The sequence below is a fragment of the Streptomyces virginiae genome (assembly GCF_040638905.1).
Classification (GTDB): domain Bacteria; phylum Actinomycetota; class Actinomycetes; order Streptomycetales; family Streptomycetaceae; genus Streptomyces; species Streptomyces virginiae_B.
Genome location: NZ_JBEZYV010000004.1, coordinates 17653 through 42791, shown reverse-complemented (window position 1 = coordinate 42791; position 25139 = coordinate 17653). Strand labels below are relative to the sequence as shown.

Here is a 25139-nt window from a genome sequence, read left to right as displayed (position 1 = left end):
GTCAGCCGAACAACCGCTCCAACACCACCGCGACGCCGTCCGCCTCGTTCGACAGCGTCAGCTCGTCGGCCACCGCCACCAGCTCGGGGTGGGAGTTGGCCATGGCCACCCCGTGCGCGGCCCAGGCGAACATCGGCACGTCGTTCGGCATGTCCCCGAAGGCGATCGTCCCGGCCGGGGACGCCCCCAGGACGTCCGCCGCCCGCGCGAGCCCGCTGGCCTTGTCGATGCCCGGCGGCTGGAGCTCCACCGTGTGCTCCCCCGCCATCGTGACGTTCACCAGGTCCCCGACCACCGTCCGCGCCACCCGCGTCAGCTCGTCGTCGTCCAGTTCGGGGTGCTGGAGCAGCACCTTGTTGATCGGCGCCGACCACAGGCCCGACCGCCGGGCCACCCGCACCGTCGGCAGGTGCGGGTGCCACATCCGGTAGCCCGGACCCATCAGCATCTCCGCGTACAGGCCCTCCTGGTTGACCGCCGCGTAGACCTCGCCGACCTCCGCCTCGATCTTGCCGAGGGCCACCTCCGCCAGCTCCCGGTCCATGGACACGGAGTGCAGCAACCGGCCGCGCGCCGCGTCGTACACCTGCGCGCCCTGCGCGCACACCGCGAGCCCCGTGTAGCCGAGTGCGTCGAAGACGTGTCGGACCTGTGGAACGGGACGGCCGGTGACGATGATGTGCCGGGCGCCGGCGGCCCGGGCCGCGTCGAGAGCCGCATGGGATCGGGCTGAAAGGGTGTCCCCGGCACGCAGCAGAGTCCCGTCCAGGTCAGTGGCGATCAAGGCGTAGGGGAGGGCCGGAAGAGGCGCGGAAGTCACGGCGCCAAGGATACGGACCCCTTTGGACAAGTCCTACAAATAGAGCGCGAATCCGGCCTCCCACGCGCCCCCTCAGCCACGTAACGTGTCAACCAGCCCCCGGGACACCCCCGGACCGCGTCGAAAGCGAGGCAGTACCCCATGCCCCAGCAGAGCCCCCTCGATGTCCCCGAGGGCGACCCGTTCGGGCCGCACAACCTCCCCTACGGCGTCTTCTCGACCGCCGGCGAGGAGCGCCGCCGGATCGGTGTGCGCATCGGCGGGCACGTGCTCGACGCGGGAGCGGCAGCGGTCGCGCTCGGCTCCCCGTACGCCGGGCTGCTCGGCCACACCTCCCTCAACCCGCTGCTGGCCGCCGGGCGCACCGCCTGGCGCGACGTGCGGCGCGCGCTCACCGCCTGGGTGACCGACCCCGGCCACCGCCCCACGGTCGAGCCGCACCTGCTGCCGCTGGACGAGGTGGTGCTGCACCTGCCGTACGAGGTCGCCGACTACGTCGACTTCTACGCAAGCGAGCACCACGCCACCAACGTCGGACGGATGTTCCGCCCGGACGGCGACGCGCTGACGCCCAACTGGAAGCACCTGCCGATCGGTTACCACGGCCGTTCCGGGACCGTCGTGGTCTCCGGGACCGACGTCGTACGGCCCTCCGGGCAGCGCAAGGCGCCCACCGACCCGGCGCCCGTCTTCGGGCCGTCCGTGAAGCTCGACATCGAGGCCGAGGTCGGCTTCGTCGTCGGCGCCCCCTCCGAGCTGGGCCGTCCGGTGCCGCTGGGCGCGTTCGAGGACCACGTCTTCGGGCTGTTCCTCCTCAACGACTGGTCGGCGCGGGACATCCAGGCCTGGGAGTACGTGCCGCTCGGCCCCTTCCTCGGCAAGTCCTTCGCCACCTCCGTCTCCGCCTGGGTGACCCCGCTGGAGGCCCTGGACGCCGCCCGCGTGGCCCCGCCCGCCCGGGACTTCCCGCTCCTGCCCTACCTGGACGACGCGGCCGTCGACCGCCCCGGCGGCTTCGACCTGCACATCACCGTCTCCATCAACGGGCAGGAGGTGGCGCAGCCGCCGTTCGCGACGATGTACTGGACCGCCGCCCAGCAGCTCGCGCACATGACCGTCAACGGTGCCTCCCTGCGCACCGGCGACGTCTTCGGCTCGGGCACCGTCAGCGGTCCCGAGGTCGGCCAGCGCGGCTCGCTGCTGGAGCTGACCTGGAACGGCCGCGACGCCATCGAGCTCGCCGACGGCAAGCGCACCTTCCTGGAGGACGGGGACACCGTCACCCTCACCGCCTGGGCCCCCGGCCCCGACGGCACGCGCGTCGGCCTGGGCGAGGTCATCGGCCGCATCGTGGGCACCGCGTAGTCCACCCCTTGGTCGGCGGGGTGGCGGATCTTTCCACCACCCCGCCGAAGCCGCAGGTCACAGGGGGTACGCAGGAGCCCCCTGGTGGCGCAATACTGCTGCAACACCACCGTCCGCGGACCGTCGGTATGTTCCGTGCCATGCCAGCCGAACGCAGCCTCGACCACGCCGCGCGGCGGCGGAGACTGCGCGCGGACCAGGCGCGGCAGCTCGCCGACCTGCTGCGCCACCAGATCCTCTCCGGCGCCTTCCCCACCGGGGTCCTCCCGCTGGAGAACGCCCTCGCCGCCGACTACCGGGCCAGCCGCAACACCGTCCGCCAGGCCCTCGACCTGCTGCGCGGCGAACAGCTCGTGGAACGGCAGCCCGGCGTGGGCACCGTCGTCGTCTGCGAGAAGTACCCGCACGGCCTCGACCGCCTGCAGGGGCTCGCCGAGACCCTGCACGAGCACGGCACCGTCACCAACGAGGTCCGTACCGCGGGCCCGGTGCCGGCGCCCGCGCCGGTCGCCCACCGCCTGGGCCTGCCCGAGCACACGGACGTGCTCTACATCGAACGGCTGCGGCGCCTGAACGGGCTGCCGCTCTCCCTCGACCTCACCTACATCCCCCTGGACATCGGCTCCGCGCTGCTCGGCTGCGACCTGGAGAACACCGACGTCTTCCGGCTGCTGGAGCAGCAGACCGGCCAGCCGCTCGGCCACGCCGAGATCACCCTCGAAGCCGTCAACGCCGACGCGCACTCCGCCGCCGTGCTCCAGGCCCCGCGCGGGACGGCCGTCCTGATGCTGGAGCGGCTCACCCACCTGGCCGACGGACGGCCCGTGGACCTGGAGTTCATCCGCTTCCGGGGCGACCGGATCACCATGAGCGGCCTGCTGCGCCGCTCGCTCTGAGCTCTCAACCCCTGCGTACCCACCTTCCTGGAGACAGCCATGCCTCTGGTCCCCCAGCGCGGCGACGTGCCCGTGACCATCGACGAGTCCCTGTGCATCGACGGCTGCACCCTGTGCGTCGACATGTGTCCGCTCGACTCGCTCGCGATCCGCGAGGACGACGGCAAGGCGTACATGCACGTCGACGAGTGCTGGTACTGCGGCCCCTGCGCCGCCCGCTGTCCCACCGGCGCGGTCACCGTCAACATGCCCTACCTGCTCCGGTGAAAGGTCCCGCACCCATGCGTACGAAGGCAGTCGCGCCGCTCGCGCTCGCCCTGCTGCTGGCCCCCCTGGCCGCGGCCTGCTCGGGCTCCGCCGGAGCCGCCGGCTCCAGGACGGTCACCGTGACCGTCGGCTACCAGTCCAAGACCATCAACACCGTCACCGCCGGCACCCTGCTGCGCTCCCTCGGCTACTTCGAGCAGGAGCTCGCTGCGCGCGGCGCGAAGGACGGCGTCACGTACAAGGTGGACTGGCAGGACTACGCCACCGGCGCCCCGATCACCGCGCAGATGACCGCGGGGAAGATCGACATCGGGTCGATGGGCGACTTCCCGCTCCTCATCAACGCCGCCCGCGGCAAGGAGCTGAAGCAGCCCACCCGGCTCGTCTCCGTGACCGGCTACAACCTGCGTGGCGGCCTCAACACCGTGGTCACCGCCCCCGGTTCGAAGCTCCGGTCGCTGGCCGACCTGCACGGGAAGAAGGTGTCGACCAGCGTCGGCTCCGCCGCCGACGGGACGCTCGTACGGGCCCTGCGGCGCGCCGGGATCGACCCGTCGAACGGGATCGAGAAGCTCAACCAGCAGCCGAGCGTGGGTGCTTCGGCGCTCCAGGCGGGCAGCGTGGACGCCCTCTCGCAGTTCGTGGCGTGGCCGGGGCAGCTGGCGTACGAGGGCCGGGCGAAGGCCCTGTACGACGGCGCCGAGCTGAACCTGCCGACCTTCCACGGGGTCACGGTCCGTGAGAAGTTCGCGAAGGAACGGCCCGGTGTGCTGGAGGACTTCCTGCGGGCGCAGCGCAAGGCCACAGAGCACCTGCGCGCGGAGCCCGTGGCGGCGGCCGAGTCGGTGGCGAAGGAGACGGGGCTGCCCGCGGAGGTGGTGTACCTCTACAACGGGGCGAACGGCATCGCGACCTTCGACCCGGCGCTGCGCCCGGAGCTGATCGACGCGCTGAAGCAGGACGTGCCGGTGCTGAAGGACGCGGGGCTGGTCCCCGACGTCGACGTGGACGCCTTCGTGGACCCGGAGCCCCTGAAGCGGGCGGCGGCGGGCACGCAGCCGTACCCGGTGGCGGCTGCCGCCCGCTCCGAGCTGTGGCTGAAGGGCCAGACCCGTACGCAGAGCTTCGACTCTCCGCGCGAGCTGCTGAAGGCGGCCCGGGGCGCGGACGTCCGGGCGGCGTACGTGCCGGACGCGGTGACCGGGACCCTGTGGTTCGCGGACAAGGCCGTGTGGGTGGCCGAGGGGCCGGAGCTGCGGGCGTTCGTCACCCCGGCGGGTGCGAAGGCGTACGTCGACGCGCACCAGGGGTCGGGGGCGCGGATCGTGGGCTTCGCCGAGGCCGGGGCCCTGGCGTCATGACGGCCGGCCGGTGGGCGCTGCGGGCCGCTTCGCTCGGCACGGCCCTGCTGCTGTGGCAGGGGCTGACCTCGCTGGACGTGAACCTGTGGCTGCGCTTCGAGCAGTTCCCGACGGTGGGCGAGGTGGCTTCGACCTTCGGGCAGCGTGCGCGGCAGGCGGCGTACTGGCAGGACCTGGGCTCCAGCGTGCGCCGGATCGTGTCGGGCTTCGCGCTCGCCGCGGTGCTGGGAGTCGCGGTGGGGACGGCGGTGGCGCGGTCCCGGATCGCTGAGGACCTGCTGGGCCCGCTGCTGGAGGTCCTGAGACCGGTCCCGGCCATCGCGCTGGTGCCGGTGGCGATCCTGCTGTTCCCCTCCAACGAGCAGGGGATCGTCTTCATCACCTTCGCAGCCGCGTTCTTCCCCGTCGTGGTCTCGACGCGGCACGCGGTGCGGGCGCTGAGCCCGGTGTGGGAGGAGGCCGTGCTGACGATGGGCGGCGGCCGGGGGCGGGTGTTGTTCTCGGTGGTCCTGCCGGGTGCCCTGCCGGGCGTCTTCGGGGGCCTGTCGGTCGGCATCGGCGTCTCGTGGATCTGCGTGATCTCGGCGGAGATGATTTCCGGCGAGTACGGAGTCGGCTACCGGACCTGGCAGGACTACACGGTGGTCGACTATCCGGGCGTCTTCGTCGGCATGGTCACCATCGGCGCGCTGGGCTGGCTGACGTCCACGGCCGTGGAGCGGGCGGGCCGCCGTCTGACCCGGTGGTTGCCCTCGCGCGACTCCTCGGGCCCCGTACCGTCCTCCGCCGCCCGGGCCCGGGCTGGCCGGGGCGCGCGGCGCCCGTCCCGCGAGCCGCTCGCGGCCGTCACGGGCCCGGCCGGCGCGGCCGGCCCGGCCGTGCCGCGTTCCGGACCTGAGACCTTCCCAGAGCGGACCCGAGAGGTGACCCCATGAGCCTGACCCAGTCGGACGCCCGGACCCATGCCGGCGCTGCGGGGGACGAGGGCCCGCCCGGGGCCGGGCTCGCGCTGCGCGGCGTACGGCTCGGGCACCGCGGGAACACGGTGCTCGACGGGGTCGACCTGGTGGTCGAACCCGGCGAGGTGCTCGCCGTCGTGGGCCCGTCCGGATGCGGCAAGTCCACGCTGCTGCGCACCCTCGCGGGGCTGCTGCCGCCGCTCGACGGCGTGGTGGAACAGGACGGCACTCCGGTCCGCGGCCCGTCCGCCGACCGGGCGCTGGTCTTCCAGGACGACGCCCTGCTCCCCTGGCGCACGGTGCGGGCCAACATCGAACTCCCCCTCGCCATCCGCGGGAACGCCCGGGCCGCCCGGCGGCGTACCGCCGGGGAGTGGCTGGAGCGCGTGGGTCTGGCCGGGCACGCCCGCAAACTGCCGCACCAGCTCTCCGGCGGGCAGCGCCAGCGCGTCCAGCTGGCCCGCGCGCTCGCCGCGCGCCCCCGGGCCGTCCTCATGGACGAGCCCTTCGGCGCGCTGGACGCCCAGACCCGCGGCGAGATGCAGGACCTCCTCGTGGACGTCCTCGCGGGCACCGGCGCGACCGTCGTGTTCGTCACCCACGACGTGGACGAGGCGCTCTTCCTCGGTGACCGCGTCGCGCTGCTCGGCGCCGGCGCGGTGGTGGCGGTTCCGGCCCCGCGGGACCGGGGCGCCGCGCACGCCGGACTCCGCCGGCAGATCATCAACTCACTCTGAAGGGCCGCACCATGGACATCCCCGCGCTCGGCGACGCCGAGGAAATCTCCTGCGACGTCCTCGTCATCGGGGGCGGCACCGCCGGCACGATGGCGGCGCTCACCGCCGCCGAGCGCGGGGCGCGCGTGCTGCTGCTGGAGAAGGCGCACGTCCGCCACTCCGGCGCCCTCGCCATGGGCATGGACGGGGTCAACAACGCGGTCGTGCCCGGCCGCGCCGAGCCCGACGACTACGTCGCCGAGATCACCCGCGCGAACGACGGCGTCGTCGACCAGTCCACGGTCCGCCAGACGGCCACCCGCGGCTTCGCGATGGTGCAGCGCCTGGAGTCGTACGGGGTGAAGTTCGAGAAGGACGAGCACGGCGAGTACGCGGTGCGCCAGGTGCACCGGTCGGGCTCGTACGTGCTGCCCATGCCCGAGGGCAAGGACGTCAAGAAGGTCCTCTACCGGCAGCTGCGGCGCCGGGAGATGCGCGAGCTGATCCGGATCGAGAACCGCGTGATGCCGGTGCGGGTCCTGACCGCGCCCGACGACGGCCGGGCGATCGGCGCGGCCGCGTTCAACACCCGTACCGGCGCGTTCGTGACCGTGCGCGCCGGGGCGGTGATCCTGGCGACCGGCCCCTGCGGGCGGCTCGGACTCCCGGCCTCCGGATACCTGTACGGCACGTACGAGAACCCGACGAACGCGGGTGACGGCTACGCCATGGCCTACCACGCCGGCGCCGCGCTGACCGGTATCGAGTGCTTCCAGATCAACCCGCTGATCAAGGACTACAACGGGCCGGCGTGCGCGTACGTCGCGAACCCCTTCGGCGGCTACCAGGTCAACCGGCACGGCGAGCGGTTCGTGGACTCCGACTACTGGTCGGGGCAGATGATGGCCGAGTTCGCCGCCGAACTGGCCTCGGACCGGGGCCCGGTGTTCCTGAAGCTGAGCCACCTCCCGGAGGAGTCGGTGGCGTCCCTCGAATCGATCCTGCACACCACGGAGCGGCCGACCCGCGGCACCTTCCACGCGAACCGCGGCCACGACTACCGCACCCACGACATCGAGATGCACATCTCGGAGATCGGCCTGTGCGGCGGCCACTCGGCCTCGGGCGTCCGCGTCGACGACCACGCCCGCACGACCGTCCCGCGGCTGTACGCGGCCGGTGACCTGGCCTCCGTACCGCACAACTACATGATCGGGGCCTTCGTCTTCGGCGACCTGGCGGGTGCGGACGCCGCCCGGTACCGGCCCTACGAGGGCGCCCTGCCCGCGGACCAGCTGGCGGCGGCGCACGAGCTGGTCTACCGGCCGCTGCGGCATCCGGACGGGCCGCCGCAGCCGCAGGTGGAATACAAGCTGCGCAGGTTCGTGAACGACTACGTGGCTCCGCCGAAGACGGGCGCGAAGCTGTCCCTCGCGGTGGAGGCCTTCGACCGGATGAGCGGGGAGATCGGCGAGATGGGGGCCACCACCGCGCACGAGCTGATGCGGTGCGCGGAGGTGTCGTTCATCCGGGACTGCGCGGAGATGGCAGCGCGGGCCTCGCTGGCCCGTACGGAGTCACGCTGGGGGCTGTACCACGAGCGGACCGACCATCCGGAGCGGGACGACTCGGGCTGGCTGCACCATCTGGACCTGCGCAAGTCCGCTTCGGGGACGATGGAGTTCACCGCGCGGCCGGTGGAGCCGTACCTGGTGCCGGTGGACGGGTTCAGCCCGCTCGGCGGCCCCGAGCGGCACCTGGGCGAGGTCGCGCTGGTGCCGGTGGCGACGGCCGGGCCGCGGCGTACGCCTCCGGCGGCGCGGACGGGCTCTGCCGCCGCGGCGACGTCCGCCGGCGACCCCGCGGACACCGCGGCGGGCACCGCCGGGACTGCCGCCGGCTCCTCGCCGCGGATCCTCGAACTCCTCGCGCTCGCCGAGGAGTCTCCGGAGCTCGGCGCCCTGCGCCCCTACCTGACCGACGCCGATCCGGCCGTCCGCACCACGGCCGTGGCCGCGCTCGGCGAGACCGTGCCGGCCGGGGCCGGACCGGCGCTGGCCGAGCGGCTGGCGGACTGCGACCCCGCCGTACGGGCCGCGGCCGCGGCCGCGTTGCGCGAGCTGCTGGAGGTCCTGCCGGGCGGGTCCGAGCTCGGCGCGGGGCTGCGGGCGGCCCTGGCCGTGCCCGACCCGGCGGTGCGCTCGGCCGCGCTCGAAGCGCTGCGGACGCTGCGGCTGGGGGACGCCGGGCTGTACGCGGCCGCGCTCGCGGACGTCGAGGTCGACGTACGGATCCACGCGGTGCGGGGTCTGGTGTCCGTGGACGCGGCGGCGGAACTGGCCGCGGCCGCCGGGGACCCGGCCCGTGAGGTGCGGGTGGCCGTCGCCAAGGGCCTGGCCGCGGTGCGCGACCCGGCACCGGCGCCGCTGGACCCGCTGCTGTCGGACGCCGATCCGCTGGTACGGGGTGCGGCGCTGGGTGCGCTGGCCGCGGTGGGCTGCCCGGGCGGGTACGCCCGTACGGCGGTGGCGGCGCTGGCCGATCCGGCGTGGCAGGTGCGTGCGGGGGCGGCGGCCGGACTGTCGGCGGCCGCCGCGGAGGCGGCGGTGCCGGCGCTGGCGAAGGCCCTGGCCGACACGGACGCGGACGTCCGCAAGGCGGCGGTGCTCGCCCTGCTGGCGCACCGGGACTCCGCGGAGGCCCGGGCCGCCCTCGCCACGGCGGTCGGTGACGCCGACGCGGACGTGCGGGCGTACGCGGCCCGCGCCTGACCGGCGGGGCGGCCGGGCCCCCGTTCGGAGGCGCGCCGCGTGCGCCGGGCGGGGCGGCCCGGGATGGTGGACGGACCGTATGGAATCGGGAACCCGTACCCCGTACCCCCACCGCGAGGAGCCGCCGCCATGACCGTACGCAGCCTGAGGACCCTCGTCACCTGCGCGGCCGCCGTGTCGCTGGGCCTGACCGCCGTGGCCCCGGCGCACGGGGTCGAGGGGCCCGCGCCCGACCCGCGCAACGCGCAGGCCATGCGGGACATGGCGACGGCGATCGCGGCGACGGCGAAGTACGCGGACGAGCGGGAGGCCATCAAGGACGGGTACGTCCCGCACGGCGAGCAGTGCATGAGCAACCCGTTCGGGGTGGGCGCCATGAACTACCACTACGTCAAGCAGGCCAACTGGGGTTCGAAGGACCCCGCGAGGCCCACCGCGCTCCTCTACAGCAAGGACAAGGACCGCAACGGCCGCCGCAGGCTGGAGACGGTGGAGTGGATGTCCACCGACCGGGACCAGGACCTGAAGACCGCCGACGACCGGCCGAGCATGTTCGGCCTGCCCTTCGACGGCCCCATGCCGGGCCACTGGGCGGGCATGCCCAAGCACTACGACCTGCACATGTGGGCGTACAGGAAGAACCCGGCCGGCCGCTTCCACAACTGGAACCCGGCCCTGACCTGCCCGAAGAAAGCTGCCACTCCGGGCAACCCGGCCTCCGCCCACGCCCACTGAGCCCGCGCCCGCAGGTGGAGTCAAGTGTCATGCGCACATGACTCACTCATCAGGACGGTGTTCCGCGGATCCCCGGCGATACGCTGGTCGCACTCGCGAGACTCCGGCTCATGGGAGCACTGATGAGCCGGGAACACAGCTGGCCGATCGCCGGGCGGCTGGACTGCCGACGACCTGGATCCCGCCACGGGCGGCTACGTCGCGACAGGGATCTTCCACGACCGCCTGAAGGTCTCCGTACCGTTCACCATCGATGTCGACCTCACGGCGATCACACCCCGGCACCGTCCGGAGAAGTAGCCCCGTGCAAAGGCGAAGGGCCCGGCTCCCCCCGAGGGAGCCGGGCCCTTCGCCGTGGCCTGTGAGCCGGTCAGCGGACGAACGTGCTCGCCTGCCCGGCCAGGTCCAGGAAGTACTGCGGTGCCAGGCCCAGGACCAGGGTGACCGCGACGCCCACCGCGATGGTCGTCATCGTCAGCGGCGAGGGGACGGCCACCGTCGGGCCGTCGGCCTTCGGCTCGCTGAAGAACATCAGGACGATCACCCGGATGTAGAAGAACGCGGCGATCGCGGACGACAGGACACCGACCACGACCAGCGCTCCCGCGCCGCCCTCGGCCGCCGCGCTGAACACGGCGAACTTGCCCGTGAAACCCGACGTCAGCGGGATGCCGGCGAAGGCCAGCAGGAACACCGCGAACACGGCCGCAGTCAGCGGCGAACGCCGGCCCAGACCGGCCCACTTGGACAGGTGCGTCGCCTCGCCGCCCGCGTCGCGCACCAGCGTGACCACCGCGAACGCGCCGATCGTCACGAAGGAGTAGGCGAGCAGGTAGAAGAGGACGGACTGGACGCCCTCCGCCGACGTCGCGATCACACCGGCCAGGATGAAGCCGGCATGCGCGATCGAGGAGTACGCCAGGAGCCGCTTGACGTCCGTCTGGGTCACGGCGATCACCGCGCCCGCCAGCATCGTGACGATGGCCACCGCCCACATCACCGGGCGCCAGTCCCAGCGCAGCCCCGGCAGGACCACGTACAGCAGCCGCAGCAGGGCGCCGAAGGCGGCCACCTTCGTCGCCGCCGCCATGAAGCCGGTGACCGGGGTCGGGGCGCCCTGGTAGACGTCCGGGGTCCACATGTGGAAGGGGACCGCACCGACCTTGAAGAGCAGGCCGGTCAGGATCAGCGCGCCGCCCATGAGCAGCAGCGCGTCGTTGCCCATGGTGCCGGCCAGTGCCGGGTCGATCTTCGTGATCGTGCCGTCCACCACGTCGGCGATCACCGCGTACGACACGGAGCCCGCGTAGCCGTAGAGCAGCGCGATGCCGAAGAGGAGGAAGGCGGAGGAGAAGGCGCCCAGGAGGAAGTACTTCACCGCGGCCTCCTGCGACATCAGCCGCTGGCGGCGGGCGACGGCGCAGAGCAGGTACAGCGGGAGGGAGAAGACCTCCAGGGCGACGAACAGCGTCAGCAGGTCGTTGGCCGCAGGGAAGATCAGCATGCCCGCGATCGCGAACAGGGCCAGCGGGAAGACCTCGGTGGTGGTGAAGCCCGCCTTGACGGCGGCCTTCTCGCTGTCGCTGCCCGGTACCGACGCCGCCTGGGCGGCGAAGGAGTCCACCCGGTTGCCGTGTGCGGCCGGGTCCAGGCGCCGCTCGGCGAAGGTGAAGACCGCGACGACCGAGGCCAGCAGGATGGTGCCCTGCAGGAAGAGCGCGGGGCCGTCCACGGCGATGGCGCCCATCGCGGCGACGTGCGCCTTGGCCGAGCCGTACCCGCCGGCCGCGAGGCCGACCACCGCGGCGAAGGCCGAGGCCAGCGCGGCGAGGGCCAGGAACACCTGGACGTAGTAGCGGGCCCTGCGGGGCACGAAGGCCTCCACGAGGATCCCGACGACGGCCGCGCCCACCACGATCAGCGTGGGAGCGAGCTGTGCGTACTCGATGGTCGGCGCCGGGATCCGGTCGGCCGGCGTGTCGGCCGCCAGTGTCCACAGGCTGTGGGCGGAAGTCAGTGTGCTCACTTCGCCTCCTCCCCGTTCTTGGCTTCGACGGCGACCTCGGGCTCCGGGTCCGTCTGCTTCACGTCCGACATGGTGTGCTCCACCGCCGGGTTGACGATGTCGGTGAGGACCTTCGGGTAGACGCCCAGCCCGATCAGCAGCGCGATCAGCGGGGCGACCACCAGCACCTCCCGCAGGCGCAGGTCCGGCATGGTGCGGACCTCCTCCTTCACGGGCCCGGTCATCGTGCGCTGGTAGAGCACGAGCGTGTAGAGCGCGGCCAGCACGATGCCGACGGTGGCGACGATCCCGACGACCGGGTAGCGGGCGAACGTGCCGACCAGCACCAGGAACTCGCTGACGAAGGGTGCGAGGCCCGGCAGCGAGAGGGTGGCGAGGCCGCCGATGAGGAAGGTCCCGGCGAGGACCGGAGCCACCTTCTGGACGCCGCCGTAGTCGGCGATGAGCCGCGAGCCGCGCCGCGAGATCAGGAAGCCGGCCACCAGCATCAGCGCCGCCGTCGACAGGCCGTGGTTGACCATGTAGAGGGTGGCGCCGGACTGGCCCTGGGAGGTCATCGCGAAGATGCCCAGGATGATGAAGCCGAAGTGCGAGATGGAGGCGTAGGCCACCAGCCGCTTGATGTCCCGCTGCCCGACCGCGACCAGCGCCCCGTAGACGATGCTGACCAGCGCCAGTACGAGGACCACCGGCGTGGCCCACTTGCTGGCGTCGGGGAAGAGCCCGAGGCAGAAGCGGAGCATCGCGAAGGTGCCCACCTTGTCGACGACCGCGGTGATCAGTACGGCGACGGGCGCGGTGGACTCGCCCATCGCGTTGGGCAGCCAGGTGTGCAGCGGCCAGAGCGGGGCCTTCACCGCGAAGGCGAAGAAGAAGCCGAGGAACAGCAGCCGCTCGGTGTTGGTCGCCATGTCGAGGGTGCCCGCGGCCCGGGCGGCGGTGATCTCCTGGAGGGAGAAGTTCCCGGCGACCACGTACAGGCCGATGACCGCGGCCAGCATGAGCAGGCCGCCGACCAGGTTGTAGAGCAGGAACTTGACCGCCGCGTAGCTGCGCTGCGCGGCCGCGTTCTCGTCCGAGCCTGTGTGGGCCCGGTCCCCGAAGCCGCCGATGAGGAAGTACATCGGGATGAGCATGGCTTCGAAGAAGATGTAGAAGAGGAAGACGTCGGTGGCCTCGAAGGAGATGATCACCATCGCCTCGACCATGAGGATCAGGGCGAAGAAGCCCTGGGTCGGCCGCCAGCGCTGGGAGCTGGTTTCGGTGGGGCCTCCCCTGCTCGAAGAGCTCGGGGATGCGTCGGCGTCGTGCCAGCCGGCCGCGATCACGAAGGGGATCAGGAGCGCGGTGAGTCCGATGAGGACCACCCCGATCCCGTCCACGCCCAGCTCGTAGCGGACACCGAAGTCGGGGATCCAGGCGCGGGATTCGGTGAGCTGGTAGCGGTCGCCACCGGGTTCGAAGCGGACCGCGACGAGCACGGCCAGGGCCAGTGTCGCCAGCGAGAAGAGCAGCGCGAGCCACTTGGCGGCGGTCCGGCGGGCGGCCGGGACGGCCGCCGTGAGGATCGCGCCGACCGCGGGCACCGCGGCCGTGACCGTCAGAAGCGGGAAGTCCATGTCACACCGCCCTCATCAGCAGGGTCGCGGCGATCAGGACCGCCGTGCCCCCGAACATCGAGACCGCGTAGCTGCGGGCGTAGCCGTTCTGCAGCTTGCGCAGCCGGCCCGAGAGGCCGCCGACCGAGGCGGCCGTCCCGTTGACCACGCCGTCGACCAGGCTGTGGTCGACGTACACGAGGGAGCGGGTCAGGTGCTCCCCGCCGCGCACCAGCACGACGTGGTTGAAGTCGTCCTGGTACAGGTCGCGGCGGGCCGCCCGGGTGAGGAAGGAGCCGCGCGGGGCGACGACCGGGACGGGCCGCTTGCCGTACATCCCCCAGGCGATGCCGACTCCGACGAGGAGCATCACCATGGTGGCCGCGGTGACCGTCATGGCGCTGACCGGCGGGTTGCCGTGGGAGTAGCCGGTGACGGGCTCCAGCCACTTCAGGAAGCGCTCGCCGATCTCGAAGAAGGCGCCGGCGAAGACCGACCCGAAGGCCAGGATGACCATCGGAATGGTCATGGACCTCGGGGACTCGTGCGGGTGCGGCTCGTGGCCGTCCGCGGCCGGCTGCCAGCGCTTCTCACCGAAGAAGGTGAGGAGCATGACGCGGGTCATGTAGAAGGCGGTGATGCCGGCGCCCAGCAGGGTGACCCCGCCGAGGATCCAGCCCTCGGTGCCGCCCTTCGCGAAGGCCGCCTCGATGATCATGTCCTTGGAGAAGAAGCCGGACAGGCCCGGGAAGCCGATGATCGCCAGGTAGCCGAGGCCGAAGGTGACGAAGGTGACCGGCATGTACGTGCGCAGGCCCCCGTACTTGCGCATGTCGACCTCGTCGTTCATCCCGTGCATCACGGAACCCGCGCCGAGGAAGAGGCCGGCCTTGAAGAAGCCGTGGGTCACCAGGTGCATGATCGCGAAGACGTAGCCGATCGGGCCGAGGCCGGCGGCGAGGATCATGTAGCCGATCTGCGACATCGTCGAGCCGGCCAGGGCCTTCTTGATGTCGTCCTTCGCGCAACCGACGATCGCACCGAAGAGGAGCGTGACCGCGCCCACGACGGTGACGGCCAGCTGGGCGTCGGGCGCCCCGTTGAAGATCGCGGCGGAGCGGACGATCAGGTAGACGCCCGCGGTCACCATCGTCGCCGCGTGGATCAGGGCCGAGACCGGGGTCGGGCCCTCCATCGCGTCCCCGAGCCAGGACTGCAGCGGCACCTGCGCCGACTTGCCGCAGGCCGCCAGGAGCAGCATCAGGCCGATGGCGGTGAGCGTGCCCTCCGAGGCCTCGCCCACCGCGCCGAACACCGGCCCGAAGGCGAACGTCCCGAACGTGGTGAACATCAGCATGATCGCGATCGACAGGCCCATGTCGCCGACGCGGTTGACCAGGAAGGCCTTCTTGGCGGCCGTGGCCGCGCTGGGCTTGTGCTGCCAGAAGCCGATCAGCAGGTACGAGGCGAGGCCCACGCCCTCCCAGCCGAAGTACAGCAGGAGGTAGTTGTCGGCGAGGACCAGCAGCAGCATGGCCGCGACGAACAGGTTGAGGTAGCCGAAGAAGCGGCGGCGGCGCTCGTCGTGCTCCATGTACCCGATCGAGTACACGTGGATGAGCGTGCCGACGCCCGAGATGAGGAGGACGAACGTCATCGACAGCTGGTCCAGCTGGAACGCCATGTCGGCCTGGAAGCCCTCGACGGGGATCCAGGTGTACAGGTTCTGCGTCAGCGTCCGGTCGTCGGCGCCGCGCCCCAGCATGTCCGCGAACAGGGCGACGCCGATCCCGAAGGAGACGGCCGCGAGCAGGGTGCCGAGCCAGTGGCCGGTCTTGTCGAGGCGCCGGCCGCCGCAGAGCAGCACCACCGCTCCGAGCAGGGGCGCCGCGATCAGCAGCGCAATCAGGTTCTCCACAGCGACCCCTTACAGCTTCATCAGGCTGGCGTCGTCGACCGAGGCCGAGTGGCGGGTACGGAACAGCGACACGATGATCGCCAGGCCGACCACGACCTCCGCGGCGGCGACGACCATGGTGAAGAAGGCGATGATCTGGCCGTCGAGGTTGCCGTGCATCCGGGAGAACGCGACGAAGGCGAGGTTGCAGGCGTTGAGCATCAGCTCGACGCACATGAACAGCACGATCGCGTTCTTGCGGATCAGCACGCCGGTGGCGCCGATCGTGAACAGCAGGGCCGCCAGATACAGGTAGTTGACCGGATTCACTTCGAGGCCTCCTCACGGCCGAGGCGCTCCGCGGAACTCTGCTCCAGCGCCTTGAGGTCGTCGAGCGCCTCGCTGGAGACGTCGCGGATCTGACCGCGGGCGCGCAGCGTCTTGCTGACCGTCAGCTCGGACGGGGTGCCGTCCGGCAGCAGGCCGGCGACGTCCACCGCGTTGTGCCGGGCGTAGACGCCGGGCGCGGGCAGCGGCGGGAGCTGCACCCCCTCGCGCACGCGGCGCTCGGCCAGCTCGCGCTGGGTCGCGGCCCGTTCGGTGCGCTCGCGGTGGGTGAGCACCATCGCACCGACGGCCGCGGTGATCAGCAGCGCGCCGGTGATCTCGAAGGCGAAGACGTACTTGGTGAAGATCAGCTGCGCCAGACCCTCGACGTGCCCGGCGGAGTTGACCCGGCCGAGCCCGTTGAACTGGCTCAGCCCGGCGTGGCCGATGCCGGCGAACAGCAGGATGCCGAAGCCGAGGCCGCACAGGACGCCCAGCCAGCGCTGCCCCTTGATGGTCTCCTTCAGGGAGTCGGCGGCGGTGACGCCGACGAGCATGACCACGAAGAGGAAGAGCATCATGATCGCGCCGGTGTAGACGATGATCTGGACGACGCCCAGGAAGTACGCCCCGTTGGCGAGGTAGAAGACGGCCAGAATGATCATCGTCCCGGCGAGGCTGAGTGCGCTGTGCACGGCTTTCTTCATCAGGATCGTGGCCAGCGCGCCGATGACGGCGACCGTGCCGAGGATCCAGAACTGAACGGCCTCGCCACCGGAGGTGGCGGTCGCGGCGATGGCGCTCATGCCCCCACCTCCGCCGCGGTGCCGCCGTCGGCGTCGGCCGGCTCCTCGCCCTTGGAGACCGCCACCTGCCGGACCGTGCCCGGGGCGGCGCCCGTCACCAGTCCGCGGTAGTAGTCCTGCTCGTCGGTGCCGGGGAAGATCGAGTGCGGGGCCTCGACCATGCCCTCGCTCAGACCGGCGAGCAGCTGCTCCTTGGTGTAGATGAGCGACTCGCGGCTGGCGTCGGCCAGTTCGAACTCGTTCGTCATGGTCAGCGCCCGGGTCGGGCACGCCTCGACGCACAGCCCGCACAGGATGCAGCGGGCGTAGTTGATTTGGTAGACCCGGCCGTACCGCTCACCCGGGGAGTAGCGCTCCTCCTCGGTGTTGTCGGCGCCCTCCACGTAGATGGCGTCGGCGGGACAGGCCCAGGCGCACAGCTCGCACCCGATGCACTTCTCCAGACCGTCGGGGTGCCGGTTGAGCTGGTGCCGTCCGTGGAAGCGCGGGGCGGTGGTCTTCTGCTGCTCCGGGTACTGCTCGGTGAGGCGCTTCTTGAACATGGCCTTGAAGGTCACGCCGAAGCCGGCCACCGGGTTCTGCCACTTCTCGTCAGACATTCTCAGCACCCTCCTCTCGGTCACTGTCGGGGTTCGCGCCGCCACTGACGATCAGCTCCCGCTCGCTGCGGGGCCGCCTGCGCGGTACGGGTGCCAGGTGCTGGCCGGGCTTGGGCGGTACGGGGAACCCGCCCGCCAGCGGGTCGAAGGGCTCCGCGTCCTTGGCGGCGTCCGCGGCCGCGGCCTTCTCGCGCTTGTCGCGGAAGACGTCCGCGACGAGGGAGAGCAGCAGGATCGCCACGACGGCGCCGCCGACATAGAGGGCGATGTCACCGATCTCGTACGCCTCGTTGCGCAGCGCCCGGACGGTGGCGACCATCATCAGCCACACCACGGAGACCGGGATCAGGACCTTCCAGCCGAGCTTCATCAGCTGGTCGTAGCGCACGCGCGGCAGCGTGCCGCGCAGCCAGATGAAGAAGAACAGGAGCAGCTGCACCTTCAGGACGAACCAGAGCAGCGGCCACCAGCCGTGGTTCGCGCCCTCCCAGAAGTGACTGATCGGGTACGGGGCCCGCCAGCCGCCCAGGAACAGGGTGACCGAGACCGCCGAGACGGTGACCATGTTGACGTACTCGGCGAGCATGAACAGCGCGAACTTGATGGACGAGTACTCGGTGTTGAAGCCGCCGACCAGGTCGCCTTCGGACTCCGGCATGTCGAAGGGGGCGCGGTTGGTCTCGCCGACCATCGTGACGACGTAGATGATGAAGGACACCGGCAGCAGCACGATGAACCAGCGGTCCTGCTGGGCATCGACGATCGCCGAGGTCGACATCGATCCGGAGTAGAGGAAGACCGAGGCGAAGGCCGCGCCCATCGCGATCTCGTAGGAGATCATCTGAGCGCAGGAACGCAGGCCGCCGAGGAGCGGGTACGTGGAGCCGGAGGACCAGCCCGCGAGGACGATGCCGTAGATGCCGACCGAGGCCACCGCGAGGATGTAGAGCATCGCGATGGGCAGGTCGGTCAGCTGCATCGAGGTGCGCTGGCCGAAGATGGAGACCTCGTCCCCGGCCGGGCCGAAGGGGATCACCGCGATGGCCATGAAGGCCGGGATCGCCGCGATGATCGGGGCCAGGACGTAGACGACCTTGTCGGCCCGCTTGACGATGATGTCTTCCTTGAGCATCAGCTTCACGCCGTCGGCGAGCGACTGGAGCATGCCCCACGGGCCGTGCCGGTTGGGGCCGATGCGCAGCTGCATCCAGGCGACGACCTTGCGCTCCCACACGATGGAGAACAGCACCGTCACCATCAGGAAGGCGAAGCAGAACACCGCCTTGACGACGACGAGCCACCAGACGTCCCGTCCGAAGACGGACAGGTCCTCGGCAGCGAGTTGAACGGTGTTCACGCGCCCACCTCCGCAGTGGTGTCGCCTGCGCCGGCCGGGGTCGCCGGACCGATGCGTACGAGGGTGCCCGGGCGGGCTCCGGCGTCGGCGAGGACGCCGGAGCCGGTGGAGTTCAGCGGGAGCCAGACCACGCGGTCGGGCATCTCGGTGATCCGGAGCGGGAGTTCCACGGTGCCGGCGGGGCCGGTGACCGCGAGGACGTCGCCGTCCTTGACGCCCGTCTCGGCGGCCGTGGCGGCCGACAGCCGGGCGCCGGCCTCGTGCCGGGTTCCGGCCAGGGCCTCGTCGCCCTCCTGGAGCCGGCCCTGGTCGAGGAGGAGCCGGTGGCCCGCGAGGACCGCCTCGCCGACGCCGGGACGGGGCAGCGGCACGGGGTCGGTGGACTGCTCGGCGGCGAGCCCGCCCTCCCAGGGGCCGAGCCGCTCCAGCTCCCGGCGTACGGCGTGCACGTCCGGCAGCGCGATCGGCCGGTCGGCGGCGTCGGCGAGCATGTGCAGCACGCGGGCGTCGGCCGGGGCGAGCCGGCGGGTCATCTGGTCGGGCTTGAGGGCGGCCTCGAACGGCCGGACCCGGCCCTCCCAGTTGATGAACGCGCCCGCCTTCTCGGCGACCGCGGCGACCGGCAGGACCACGTCCGCGTGGTCGGTGACCTCGCTGGGCCGCAGCTCCAGGGAGACCACGAAGGCCTCCGTCAGGGCGGTCCGCGCGCGGGCCGGGTCGGGCAGGTCGGTGACCTCGACGCCCGCGACCAGCAGCGCGGACAGTTCCCGGGTGGCCGCCGCCTCGACGATCTGGCCGGTGTCGCGGCCGTAGCGGTGCGGGAGTTCGTCCAGGCCCCAGGCGGTGGCGACCTCGTCGCGGGCCCGCGGGTCGGTCGCCGGCCGGCCGCCCGGCAGCAGGGACGGCAGCGCGCCGGCCTCGACGGCCGCCCGCTCCCCGGCCCGGCGGGGGATCCACACCAGCTTCGCCCCGGTCGCGGCGGCCGCCCGTACGGCGGCGGTCAGCGCGCCGGGCACGCCGGCGAGGCGCTCCCCGACGACGATGACGGCGCCGGGCCTGCGCAGCGCCTCGGCGGCTTCGGCGCCGCCCGCCTCCAGGCCGGTCCGCGAGGACAGCGCGTCGAGCCAGTCGGGCTCGGTGCCGGGGGCGGCGGCGAGCAGCGTGCCGCCGGCCTTCTCCAGTCCGCGGGTGGCGAAGGGGGCGAGGGCGAAGGTCCGCTGCTTGAACCTGCGGTGGGCCTTGCGCAGCCGCAGGAAGACGCCGGGGGCCTCCTCCTCGGCCTCGATGCCGGCGAGCAGCACCGTGGGCGCCGCCTCCAGCGAGGTGTAGGTGACGCCGTCGCCGTCGAGGTCCTTGCCGGTGCCGGCGACGGTGGCGGCCAGGAAGTCGGCCTCCTCGGCGCTGTGCACGCGGGCCCGGAAGTCGATGTCGTTGGTGTCGAGCACCACCCGGGCGAACTTGGCGTAGGCGTAGGCGTCCTCGACGGTGAGCCGGCCGCCGGTCAGCACGCCGGCCCGGCCGCGCGCGGCGGCGAGCCCGTTCGCGGCGGCCTCCAGGGCCTCGGGCCAGCTCGCCGGTTCCAGCACTCCGGCGGCGTTGCGCACCAGCGGGGTGGTCAGCCGGTCCGGGCGCTGCGCGTAGCGGAACGCGAAGCGGCCCTTGTCGCAGACCCACTCCTCGTTGACCTCGGGATCCTCCGCGGCGAGGCGCCGCAGCACCTTGCCCCGGCGGTGGTCGGTACGGGTCGCGCAGCCGCCCGCGCAGTGCTCGCACACGCTCGGGGAGGAGACGAGGTCGAAGGGGCGGGAGCGGAACCGGTACGCGGCCGAGGTGAGGGCGCCGACCGGGCAGATCTGGATGGTGTTGCCGGAGAAGTACGACTCGAAGGGGTCGTCCTCGCCGGTGCCGACCTGCTGGAGCGCGCCGCGTTCCAGCAGCTCGATCATCGGGTCGCCGGCGATCTCGTTGGAGAAGCGGGTGCAGCGGGCGCAGAGCACGCACCGCTCCCGGTCCAGCAGGACCTGCGTGGAGATCGGGACGGGCTTCTCGTAGGTCCGCTTGCGGCCCTCGAAGCGGGACTCGGCGTTGCCGTGCGACATCGCCTGGTTCTGCAGCGGGCACTCACCGCCCTTGTCGCAGACGGGGCAGTCCAGCGGGTGGTTGATGAGCAGCAGCTCCATCACCCCGCGCTGCGCCTTGTCGGCGACCTCGGAGGTCAGCTGCGTCTTGACGACCATGCCGTCGGTGCAGGTGATGGTGCAGGAGGCCATCGGCTTGCGCTGGCCCTCGACCTCGACGATGCACTGGCGGCAGGCACCGGCCGGGGGCAGGAGGGGGTGGTCGCAGAACCGGGGGATCTCGATGCCGAGCTGTTCGGCGGCGCGGATGACGAGGGTGCCCTTGGGCACCGAGAGCTCGACCCCGTCGATGGTCAGCGAGACCAGGTCCTCCGGCGGGACGGCGGCTTCTCCCCCGGAGGCGGCCGTAGTGGTGACGGTCATGCGTTCACCTCCGTGTCGGCCCAGAGGGTCGACTTCCTGGGGTCGAAGGGGCAGCCCTTGCCCGTGATGTGCTGCTCGTACTCCTCGCGGAAGTACTTGAGCGAGGAGAAGATCGGGCTGGCCGCGCCGTCGCCGAGGGCGCAGAAGGACTTGCCGTTGATGTTGTCGGCGATGTCGTTCAGCTTGTCGAGGTCGGACATGACGCCCTTGCCGGCCTCGATGTCGCGGAGCAGCTGGACCAGCCAGTAGGTGCCTTCGCGGCAGGGTGTGCACTTGCCGCAGGACTCGTGCGCGTAGAACTCGGTCCACCGGGTGACGGCCCGCACCACGCAGGTGGTCTCGTCGAAGCACTGGAGGGCCTTGGTGCCGAGCATCGAGCCGGCGGCGCCGACGCCCTCGTAGTCCAGGGGGACGTCGAGGTGCTCGTCGGTGAACATCGGGGTGGAGGAGCCGCCCGGCGTCCAGAACTTCAGCCGGTGCCCGGGCCGCATGCCGCCGCTCATGTCGAGGAGCTGGCGCAGGGTGATGCCGAGCGGGGCCTCGTACTGGCCGGGTCCGGCGACGTGCCCGGAGAGCGAGTAGAGCGTGAAGCCGGGGGACTTCTCGGTCCCCATCGCCTTGAACCAGTCCTTGCCCTTGTTCAGGATCGCGGGAACCGAGGCGATGGACTCGACGTTGTTGACGACAGTGGGGCACGCGTAGAGCCCCTCGACGGCAGGGAAGGGGGGACGCAGCCGGGGCTGGCCGCGCCGGCCTTCGAGGGAGTCCAGCAGCGCCGTCTCCTCGCCGCAGATGTACGCGCCCGCGCCCGCGTGCACCGTGATGTCGAGGTCGAGGCCGCTGCCGAGGCCGCTCTTTTCCCGATGTCCAGCCTTGCCAAGGTATCCGGCCTCGTACGCCTCGCGCACCGCCTCGTGCAGGCGCCGCAGGACGGGTACGACTTCGCCGCGCAGGTAGATGAAGGCGTGCTGCGAGCGGATCGCGTAGCAGGCGATGATCATTCCCTCGATGAGGGAGTGCGGGTTGGCGAAGAGGAGGGGGATGTCCTTGCAGGTTCCCGGTTCCGACTCGTCGGCGTTCACGACGAGGTAGTGCGGCTTTCCGTCGCCCTGCGGGATGAACTGCCACTTCATGCCGGTGGGGAAGCCCGCGCCGCCGCGTCCGCGCAGCCCCGAGTCCTTCACGTAGGCGATCACTTCGTCCGGCGTCATCGCCAGGGCTTTGCGCAGGCCCTCGTAGCCGCCGTGGCGGCGGTAGGTCTCCAGCGTCCACGACCGGGGTTCGTCCCAGAACGCCGACAGGACGGGTGCGAGGAGCTTTTCCGGGCTGGTGCCGTTCTTGCTCAGTTCGGTCGACACGGTCATCACTCCCCTCCCTCGGTACGGGTCTCGCCGCGCGGGTGGACGACCGGGGCGTGCGGGGATTCGCCGCGGGCGATGCGCAGGCCGATCAGGGAGGCGGGGCCGGCGCCGCCGGTGGCCTCGACCGCGCCCGCGCGCTCGTCGGGGAAGCCGGCCAGGATCCGGGCGGTCTCCTTGTACGTGCACAGCGGCGCACCCCGGGTCGGGGAGACCTCACGGCCGGCCAGCAGGTCGTCGACCATGGCCTTGGCGGACTCGGGGGTCTGGTTGTCGAAGAACTCCCAGTTGACCATCACCACGGGGGCGTAGTCGCAGGCCGCGTTGCACTCGATGTGTTCGAGGGTGACCTTGCCGTCGGGGGTGGTCTCGTTGTTGCCGACCCCGAGGTGCTCCTTGAGCTCTTCGAAGATGGCGTCGCCGCCCATGACCGCGCACAGGGTGTTGGTGCAGACGCCGACCTGGTAGTCGCCGGAGGGCCGCCGCCGGTACATGGTGTAGAAGGTGGCGACGGCGGTGACCTCGGCAGTGGTCAGGCCGAGCACCTCGGCGCAGAAGCGGACGCCGGTCTTGGAGACGTAGCCCTCGTGCGACTGGCACAGGTGCAGCAGCGGGAGCAGCGCGGAGCGGCTGTCGGGATAGCGGGCGATGACTTCCTTCGCGTCGGCTTCGAGGCGTGTCCGTACCTCCGCCGGGAAGTCGGGGGCGGGCAGCTGGGGCATGCCCAGCGAGACCCCTCGGTTCTGAGGACTGGCGGTCATCGGTCGACGCCTCCCATCACGGGGTCGATGGAGGCGACGGCGACGATGACGTCGGCGACCTGGCCGCCCTCGCACATCGCCGCCATGGCCTGCAGGTTGGTGAAGGACGGATCGCGGAAATGGACCCGGTAGGGGCGGGTTCCGCCGTCGGAGACGACGTGGACGCCGAGCTCGCCCTTGGGCGACTCGACGGCCGCGTACGCCTGCCCGGCCGGTACCCGGAAGCCCTCGGTCACCAACTTGAAGTGGTGGATGAGGGCCTCCATGGAGGTGCCCATGATGTTCCTGATGTGGTCGAGAGAGTTGCCGAGGCCGTCGGGGCCCATGGCCAGCTGCGCGGGCCAGGCGATCTTCTTGTCGGCGACCATCACCGGCCCGGGCTCCAGCCGCTCCAGGCACTGCTCGACGATCCGCAGGGACTGGCGCATCTCCTCCAGGCGGATCAGGAACCGCCCGTAGGAGTCGCAGGTCTCGGTGGTCGGCACGTCGAACTCGTAGGTCTCGTAGCCGCAGTACGGGTCCGACTTGCGCAGGTCGTGCGGCAGGCCGGCGGAGCGCAGGATCGGGCCGGTGGCGCCGAGCGCCATGCAGCCGGAGAGGTCGAGGTAGCCGACGTCCTGCATGCGGGCCTTGAAGATCGGGTTGCCGGTGGCGAGCTTGTCGTACTCCGGCAGGTTCTTCTTCATGGTCTTCACGAACTCGCGCAGCTGGTCGACGGCGCCCGGGGGCAGGTCCTGCGCGAGGCCGCCGGGGCGGATGAACGCGTGGTTCATGCGCAGCCCGGTGATCAGCTCGAAGATGTCGAGGATCAGCTCCCGGTCGCGGAAGCCGTAGATCATGATCGTGGTCGCGCCCAGCTCCATGCCGCCGGTGGCGATGCACACCAGATGGGAGGAGAGCCGGTTGAGCTCCATCAGCAGGACGCGGATGACGGTGGCCCGGTCCGGGATCTGGTCGGTGATGCCGAGGAGCTTCTCGACGCCGAGGCAGTACGCCGTCTCGTTGAAGAACGGCGTCAGGTAGTCCATGCGCGTGACGAAGGTGGTGCCCTGCGTCCAGTTGCGGAATTCGAGGTTCTTCTCGATTCCGGTGTGGAGGTAGCCGATGCCGCAGCGGGCCTCGGTGACGGTCTCGCCGTCGATCTCCAGGATCAGCCGCAGCACACCGTGGGTGGAGGGGTGCTGCGGACCCATGTTGACGACGATCCGCTCGTCGTCGGCCCTGGCCGCCGACTGGACGATCTCGTCCCAGTCGCCGCCGGTGACGGTGTAGACGGTGCCCTCGGTCGTCTCGCGAGCGGAGGAGTGGTTGGACGTGGACATCAGCTGTACGACCTCCGCTGGTCGGGAGCCGGGATCTGGGCGCCCTTGTACTCGACGGGGATGCCGCCGAGCGGGTAGTCCTTGCGCTGCGGGAAGCCCTGCCAGTCGTCCGGCATCATGATCCGGGTGAGGGCCGGGTGCCCGTCGAAGACCAGGCCGAAGAAGTCGTACGTCTCGCGCTCGTGCCAGTCGTTGGTCGGGTAGACGGAGACGAGCGAGGGGACGTGCGGGTCGGCGTCCGGGACGGACACCTCCAGCCGCAGGATCCGGCCGTGGGTGAGCGAGCGCAGGTGGTAGACGGCGTGCAGTTCGCGGCCCTTGTCCCCGGGGAAGTGGACTCCGCTGACGCCGGTGCACAGCTCGAAGCGCAGGGCGGGGTCGTCGCGCAGGGTGCGGGCGACCCGTAGGAGGTGCTCGCGGGCGATGTGGAAGGTGAGCTCGCCCCGGTCGACGACCGTCTTCTCGATGGCGTTCTCCGGGACCAGGTCCTGCTCCTCCAGGGCGCCTTCGAGCTCGTCGGCCACTTCGTCGAAGTAGGAGCCGTACGGCCGGGCGGTCGCGCCGGGCAGGGCGACGGTGCGGACGAGGCCGCCGTAGCCGCTGGTGTCGCCGCCGTTCCCGGCGCCGAACATGCCCTTGCGGACGCCGATGACCTCGGGGCCCTGGGCGCGCGGCGCGGGCAGGCCGCCGCCGCCAC

21 protein-coding genes and 1 pseudogene are annotated in these 25139 nt (G+C 71.6%); 9 read left to right on the top strand and 13 right to left on the bottom strand.

Annotated elements, in window-relative coordinates:
- Position 1: 1 nt before the first annotated feature.
- A complete protein-coding gene (locus AB0F82_RS08030; protein WP_356812042.1) occupies positions 2-820 on the bottom strand; it encodes an HAD family hydrolase in 819 nt (272 codons plus the stop codon).
- 141 nt (positions 821-961) lie between these two features.
- On the opposite strand from AB0F82_RS08030, the gene fahA reads away from it, so the two are divergent.
- The 9 genes and pseudogenes from fahA to AB0F82_RS07985 all read left to right on the top strand — a co-directional run.
- Positions 962-2185, top strand: coding sequence for a fumarylacetoacetase (fahA, locus tag AB0F82_RS08025; RefSeq protein WP_362624994.1), 1224 nt, complete (start codon positions 962-964; stop codon positions 2183-2185).
- A gap of 140 nt (positions 2186-2325) precedes the next feature.
- A complete protein-coding gene (locus tag AB0F82_RS08020) occupies positions 2326-3081 on the top strand; it encodes a GntR family transcriptional regulator (protein WP_362624992.1) in 756 nt (251 codons plus the stop codon).
- Between the two features lie 39 nt (positions 3082-3120).
- Positions 3121-3348, top strand: a complete 228-nt coding sequence (locus tag AB0F82_RS08015; RefSeq protein WP_030831630.1) for a 4Fe-4S dicluster domain-containing protein — start codon at positions 3121-3123, stop codon at positions 3346-3348.
- Between the two features lie 14 nt (positions 3349-3362).
- Positions 3363-4709 carry an ABC transporter substrate-binding protein gene (locus tag AB0F82_RS08010; RefSeq protein WP_362624990.1) on the top strand — a complete coding sequence of 449 codons (1347 nt, stop codon included), beginning with the start codon at positions 3363-3365 and terminating at the stop codon, positions 4707-4709.
- Entirely contained in the window at positions 4706-5644 is a 939-nt protein-coding gene (locus AB0F82_RS08005; protein WP_362624988.1) for an ABC transporter permease, read from the top strand. The genes AB0F82_RS08010 and AB0F82_RS08005 overlap by 4 nt, the downstream gene beginning before the upstream one ends.
- Entirely contained in the window at positions 5641-6405 is a 765-nt protein-coding gene (locus AB0F82_RS08000) for an ABC transporter ATP-binding protein (RefSeq protein WP_362624986.1), read from the top strand. The genes AB0F82_RS08005 and AB0F82_RS08000 overlap by 4 nt, the downstream gene beginning before the upstream one ends.
- An 11-nt stretch (positions 6406-6416) precedes the next feature.
- Positions 6417-9155: a fumarate reductase/succinate dehydrogenase flavoprotein subunit gene (locus tag AB0F82_RS07995; RefSeq protein ID WP_362624984.1), complete on the top strand. Its 2739-nt coding sequence runs from the start codon at positions 6417-6419 to the stop codon at positions 9153-9155.
- Positions 9156-9284: 129 nt separating this feature from the next.
- Positions 9285-9890: a hypothetical protein gene (locus AB0F82_RS07990; protein WP_362624982.1), complete on the top strand. Its 606-nt coding sequence runs from the start codon at positions 9285-9287 to the stop codon at positions 9888-9890.
- Positions 9891-10067: 177 nt separating this feature from the next.
- Positions 10068-10190: pseudogene (locus tag AB0F82_RS07985) on the top strand (Uma2 family endonuclease); the annotation flags it as partial.
- 70 nt (positions 10191-10260) lie between these two features.
- Here the strand turns inward: AB0F82_RS07985 and nuoN are convergent.
- The 12 genes from nuoN to AB0F82_RS07925 are packed head-to-tail and all read right to left on the bottom strand — an operon-like array spanning position 10261 to position 25125.
- On the bottom strand, positions 10261-11907 hold the full coding sequence (gene nuoN / locus AB0F82_RS07980) for an NADH-quinone oxidoreductase subunit NuoN (protein ID WP_390075939.1): 1647 nt from the start codon (positions 11905-11907) through the stop codon (positions 10261-10263).
- Positions 11908-11912: 5 nt separating this feature from the next.
- A complete protein-coding gene (locus AB0F82_RS07975; protein WP_362624980.1) occupies positions 11913-13535 on the bottom strand; it encodes an NADH-quinone oxidoreductase subunit M in 1623 nt (540 codons plus the stop codon).
- Between the two features lies 1 nt (position 13536).
- Positions 13537-15432, bottom strand: coding sequence for an NADH-quinone oxidoreductase subunit L (gene nuoL / locus AB0F82_RS07970; RefSeq protein ID WP_356812031.1), 1896 nt, complete (start codon positions 15430-15432; stop codon positions 13537-13539).
- Between the two features lie 9 nt (positions 15433-15441).
- The gene (gene nuoK / locus AB0F82_RS07965; RefSeq protein ID WP_030653455.1) at positions 15442-15741 is read right to left on the bottom strand and encodes an NADH-quinone oxidoreductase subunit NuoK; all 300 of its coding nucleotides are present in this window, start codon (positions 15739-15741) and stop codon (positions 15442-15444) included.
- Entirely contained in the window at positions 15738-16544 is an 807-nt protein-coding gene (locus AB0F82_RS07960) for an NADH-quinone oxidoreductase subunit J (RefSeq protein WP_356812030.1), read from the bottom strand. The genes nuoK and AB0F82_RS07960 overlap by 4 nt, the downstream gene beginning before the upstream one ends.
- Complete coding sequence (gene nuoI / locus AB0F82_RS07955) at positions 16541-17143, bottom strand: NADH-quinone oxidoreductase subunit NuoI (protein ID WP_362624977.1); 603 nt, start codon at positions 17141-17143, stop codon at positions 16541-16543. The genes AB0F82_RS07960 and nuoI overlap by 4 nt, the downstream gene beginning before the upstream one ends.
- Entirely contained in the window at positions 17136-18500 is a 1365-nt protein-coding gene (nuoH, locus tag AB0F82_RS07950; RefSeq protein ID WP_356812028.1) for an NADH-quinone oxidoreductase subunit NuoH, read from the bottom strand. Before nuoH ends, nuoI begins: the two co-directional genes overlap by 8 nt.
- Entirely contained in the window at positions 18497-21001 is a 2505-nt protein-coding gene (locus AB0F82_RS07945; RefSeq protein ID WP_362624975.1) for an NADH-quinone oxidoreductase subunit G, read from the bottom strand. The genes nuoH and AB0F82_RS07945 overlap by 4 nt, the downstream gene beginning before the upstream one ends.
- Complete coding sequence (gene nuoF, locus AB0F82_RS07940; RefSeq protein ID WP_356812026.1) at positions 20998-22365, bottom strand: NADH-quinone oxidoreductase subunit NuoF; 1368 nt, start codon at positions 22363-22365, stop codon at positions 20998-21000. Before nuoF ends, AB0F82_RS07945 begins: the two co-directional genes overlap by 4 nt.
- A complete protein-coding gene (gene nuoE / locus AB0F82_RS07935; RefSeq protein ID WP_356812025.1) occupies positions 22365-23120 on the bottom strand; it encodes an NADH-quinone oxidoreductase subunit NuoE in 756 nt (251 codons plus the stop codon). Before nuoE ends, nuoF begins: the two co-directional genes overlap by 1 nt.
- Positions 23117-24442 carry an NADH-quinone oxidoreductase subunit D gene (locus AB0F82_RS07930; protein WP_362624973.1) on the bottom strand — a complete coding sequence of 442 codons (1326 nt, stop codon included), beginning with the start codon at positions 24440-24442 and terminating at the stop codon, positions 23117-23119. Before AB0F82_RS07930 ends, nuoE begins: the two co-directional genes overlap by 4 nt.
- On the bottom strand, positions 24442-25125 hold the full coding sequence (locus AB0F82_RS07925; protein ID WP_356812074.1) for an NADH-quinone oxidoreductase subunit C: 684 nt from the start codon (positions 25123-25125) through the stop codon (positions 24442-24444). The genes AB0F82_RS07930 and AB0F82_RS07925 overlap by 1 nt, the downstream gene beginning before the upstream one ends.
- Positions 25126-25139 lie beyond the last annotated feature (14 nt).

Coding starts and splice junctions, on each gene's coding strand:
- fahA (WP_362624994.1), top strand. CDS start 962: ATGCCCCAGCAGAGCCCCCTCGATGTCCCCGAGGGCGACCCGTTCGGG.
- AB0F82_RS08020 (WP_362624992.1), top strand. CDS start 2,326: ATGCCAGCCGAACGCAGCCTCGACCACGCCGCGCGGCGGCGGAGACTG.
- AB0F82_RS08015 (WP_030831630.1), top strand. CDS start 3,121: ATGCCTCTGGTCCCCCAGCGCGGCGACGTGCCCGTGACCATCGACGAG.
- AB0F82_RS08010 (WP_362624990.1), top strand. CDS start 3,363: ATGCGTACGAAGGCAGTCGCGCCGCTCGCGCTCGCCCTGCTGCTGGCC.
- AB0F82_RS08005 (WP_362624988.1), top strand. CDS start 4,706: ATGACGGCCGGCCGGTGGGCGCTGCGGGCCGCTTCGCTCGGCACGGCC.
- AB0F82_RS08000 (WP_362624986.1), top strand. CDS start 5,641: ATGAGCCTGACCCAGTCGGACGCCCGGACCCATGCCGGCGCTGCGGGG.
- AB0F82_RS07995 (WP_362624984.1), top strand. CDS start 6,417: ATGGACATCCCCGCGCTCGGCGACGCCGAGGAAATCTCCTGCGACGTC.
- AB0F82_RS07990 (WP_362624982.1), top strand. CDS start 9,285: ATGACCGTACGCAGCCTGAGGACCCTCGTCACCTGCGCGGCCGCCGTG.
- AB0F82_RS07975 (WP_362624980.1), bottom strand. CDS start 13,535: ATGGACTTCCCGCTTCTGACGGTCACGGCCGCGGTGCCCGCGGTCGGC.
- AB0F82_RS07960 (WP_356812030.1), bottom strand. CDS start 16,544: ATGAGCGCCATCGCCGCGACCGCCACCTCCGGTGGCGAGGCCGTTCAG.
- nuoI (WP_362624977.1), bottom strand. CDS start 17,143: ATGTCTGACGAGAAGTGGCAGAACCCGGTGGCCGGCTTCGGCGTGACC.
- AB0F82_RS07945 (WP_362624975.1), bottom strand. CDS start 21,001: ATGACCGTCACCACTACGGCCGCCTCCGGGGGAGAAGCCGCCGTCCCG.
- nuoF (WP_356812026.1), bottom strand. CDS start 22,365: ATGACCGTGTCGACCGAACTGAGCAAGAACGGCACCAGCCCGGAAAAG.
- nuoE (WP_356812025.1), bottom strand. CDS start 23,120: ATGACCGCCAGTCCTCAGAACCGAGGGGTCTCGCTGGGCATGCCCCAG.
- AB0F82_RS07930 (WP_362624973.1), bottom strand. CDS start 24,442: ATGTCCACGTCCAACCACTCCTCCGCTCGCGAGACGACCGAGGGCACC.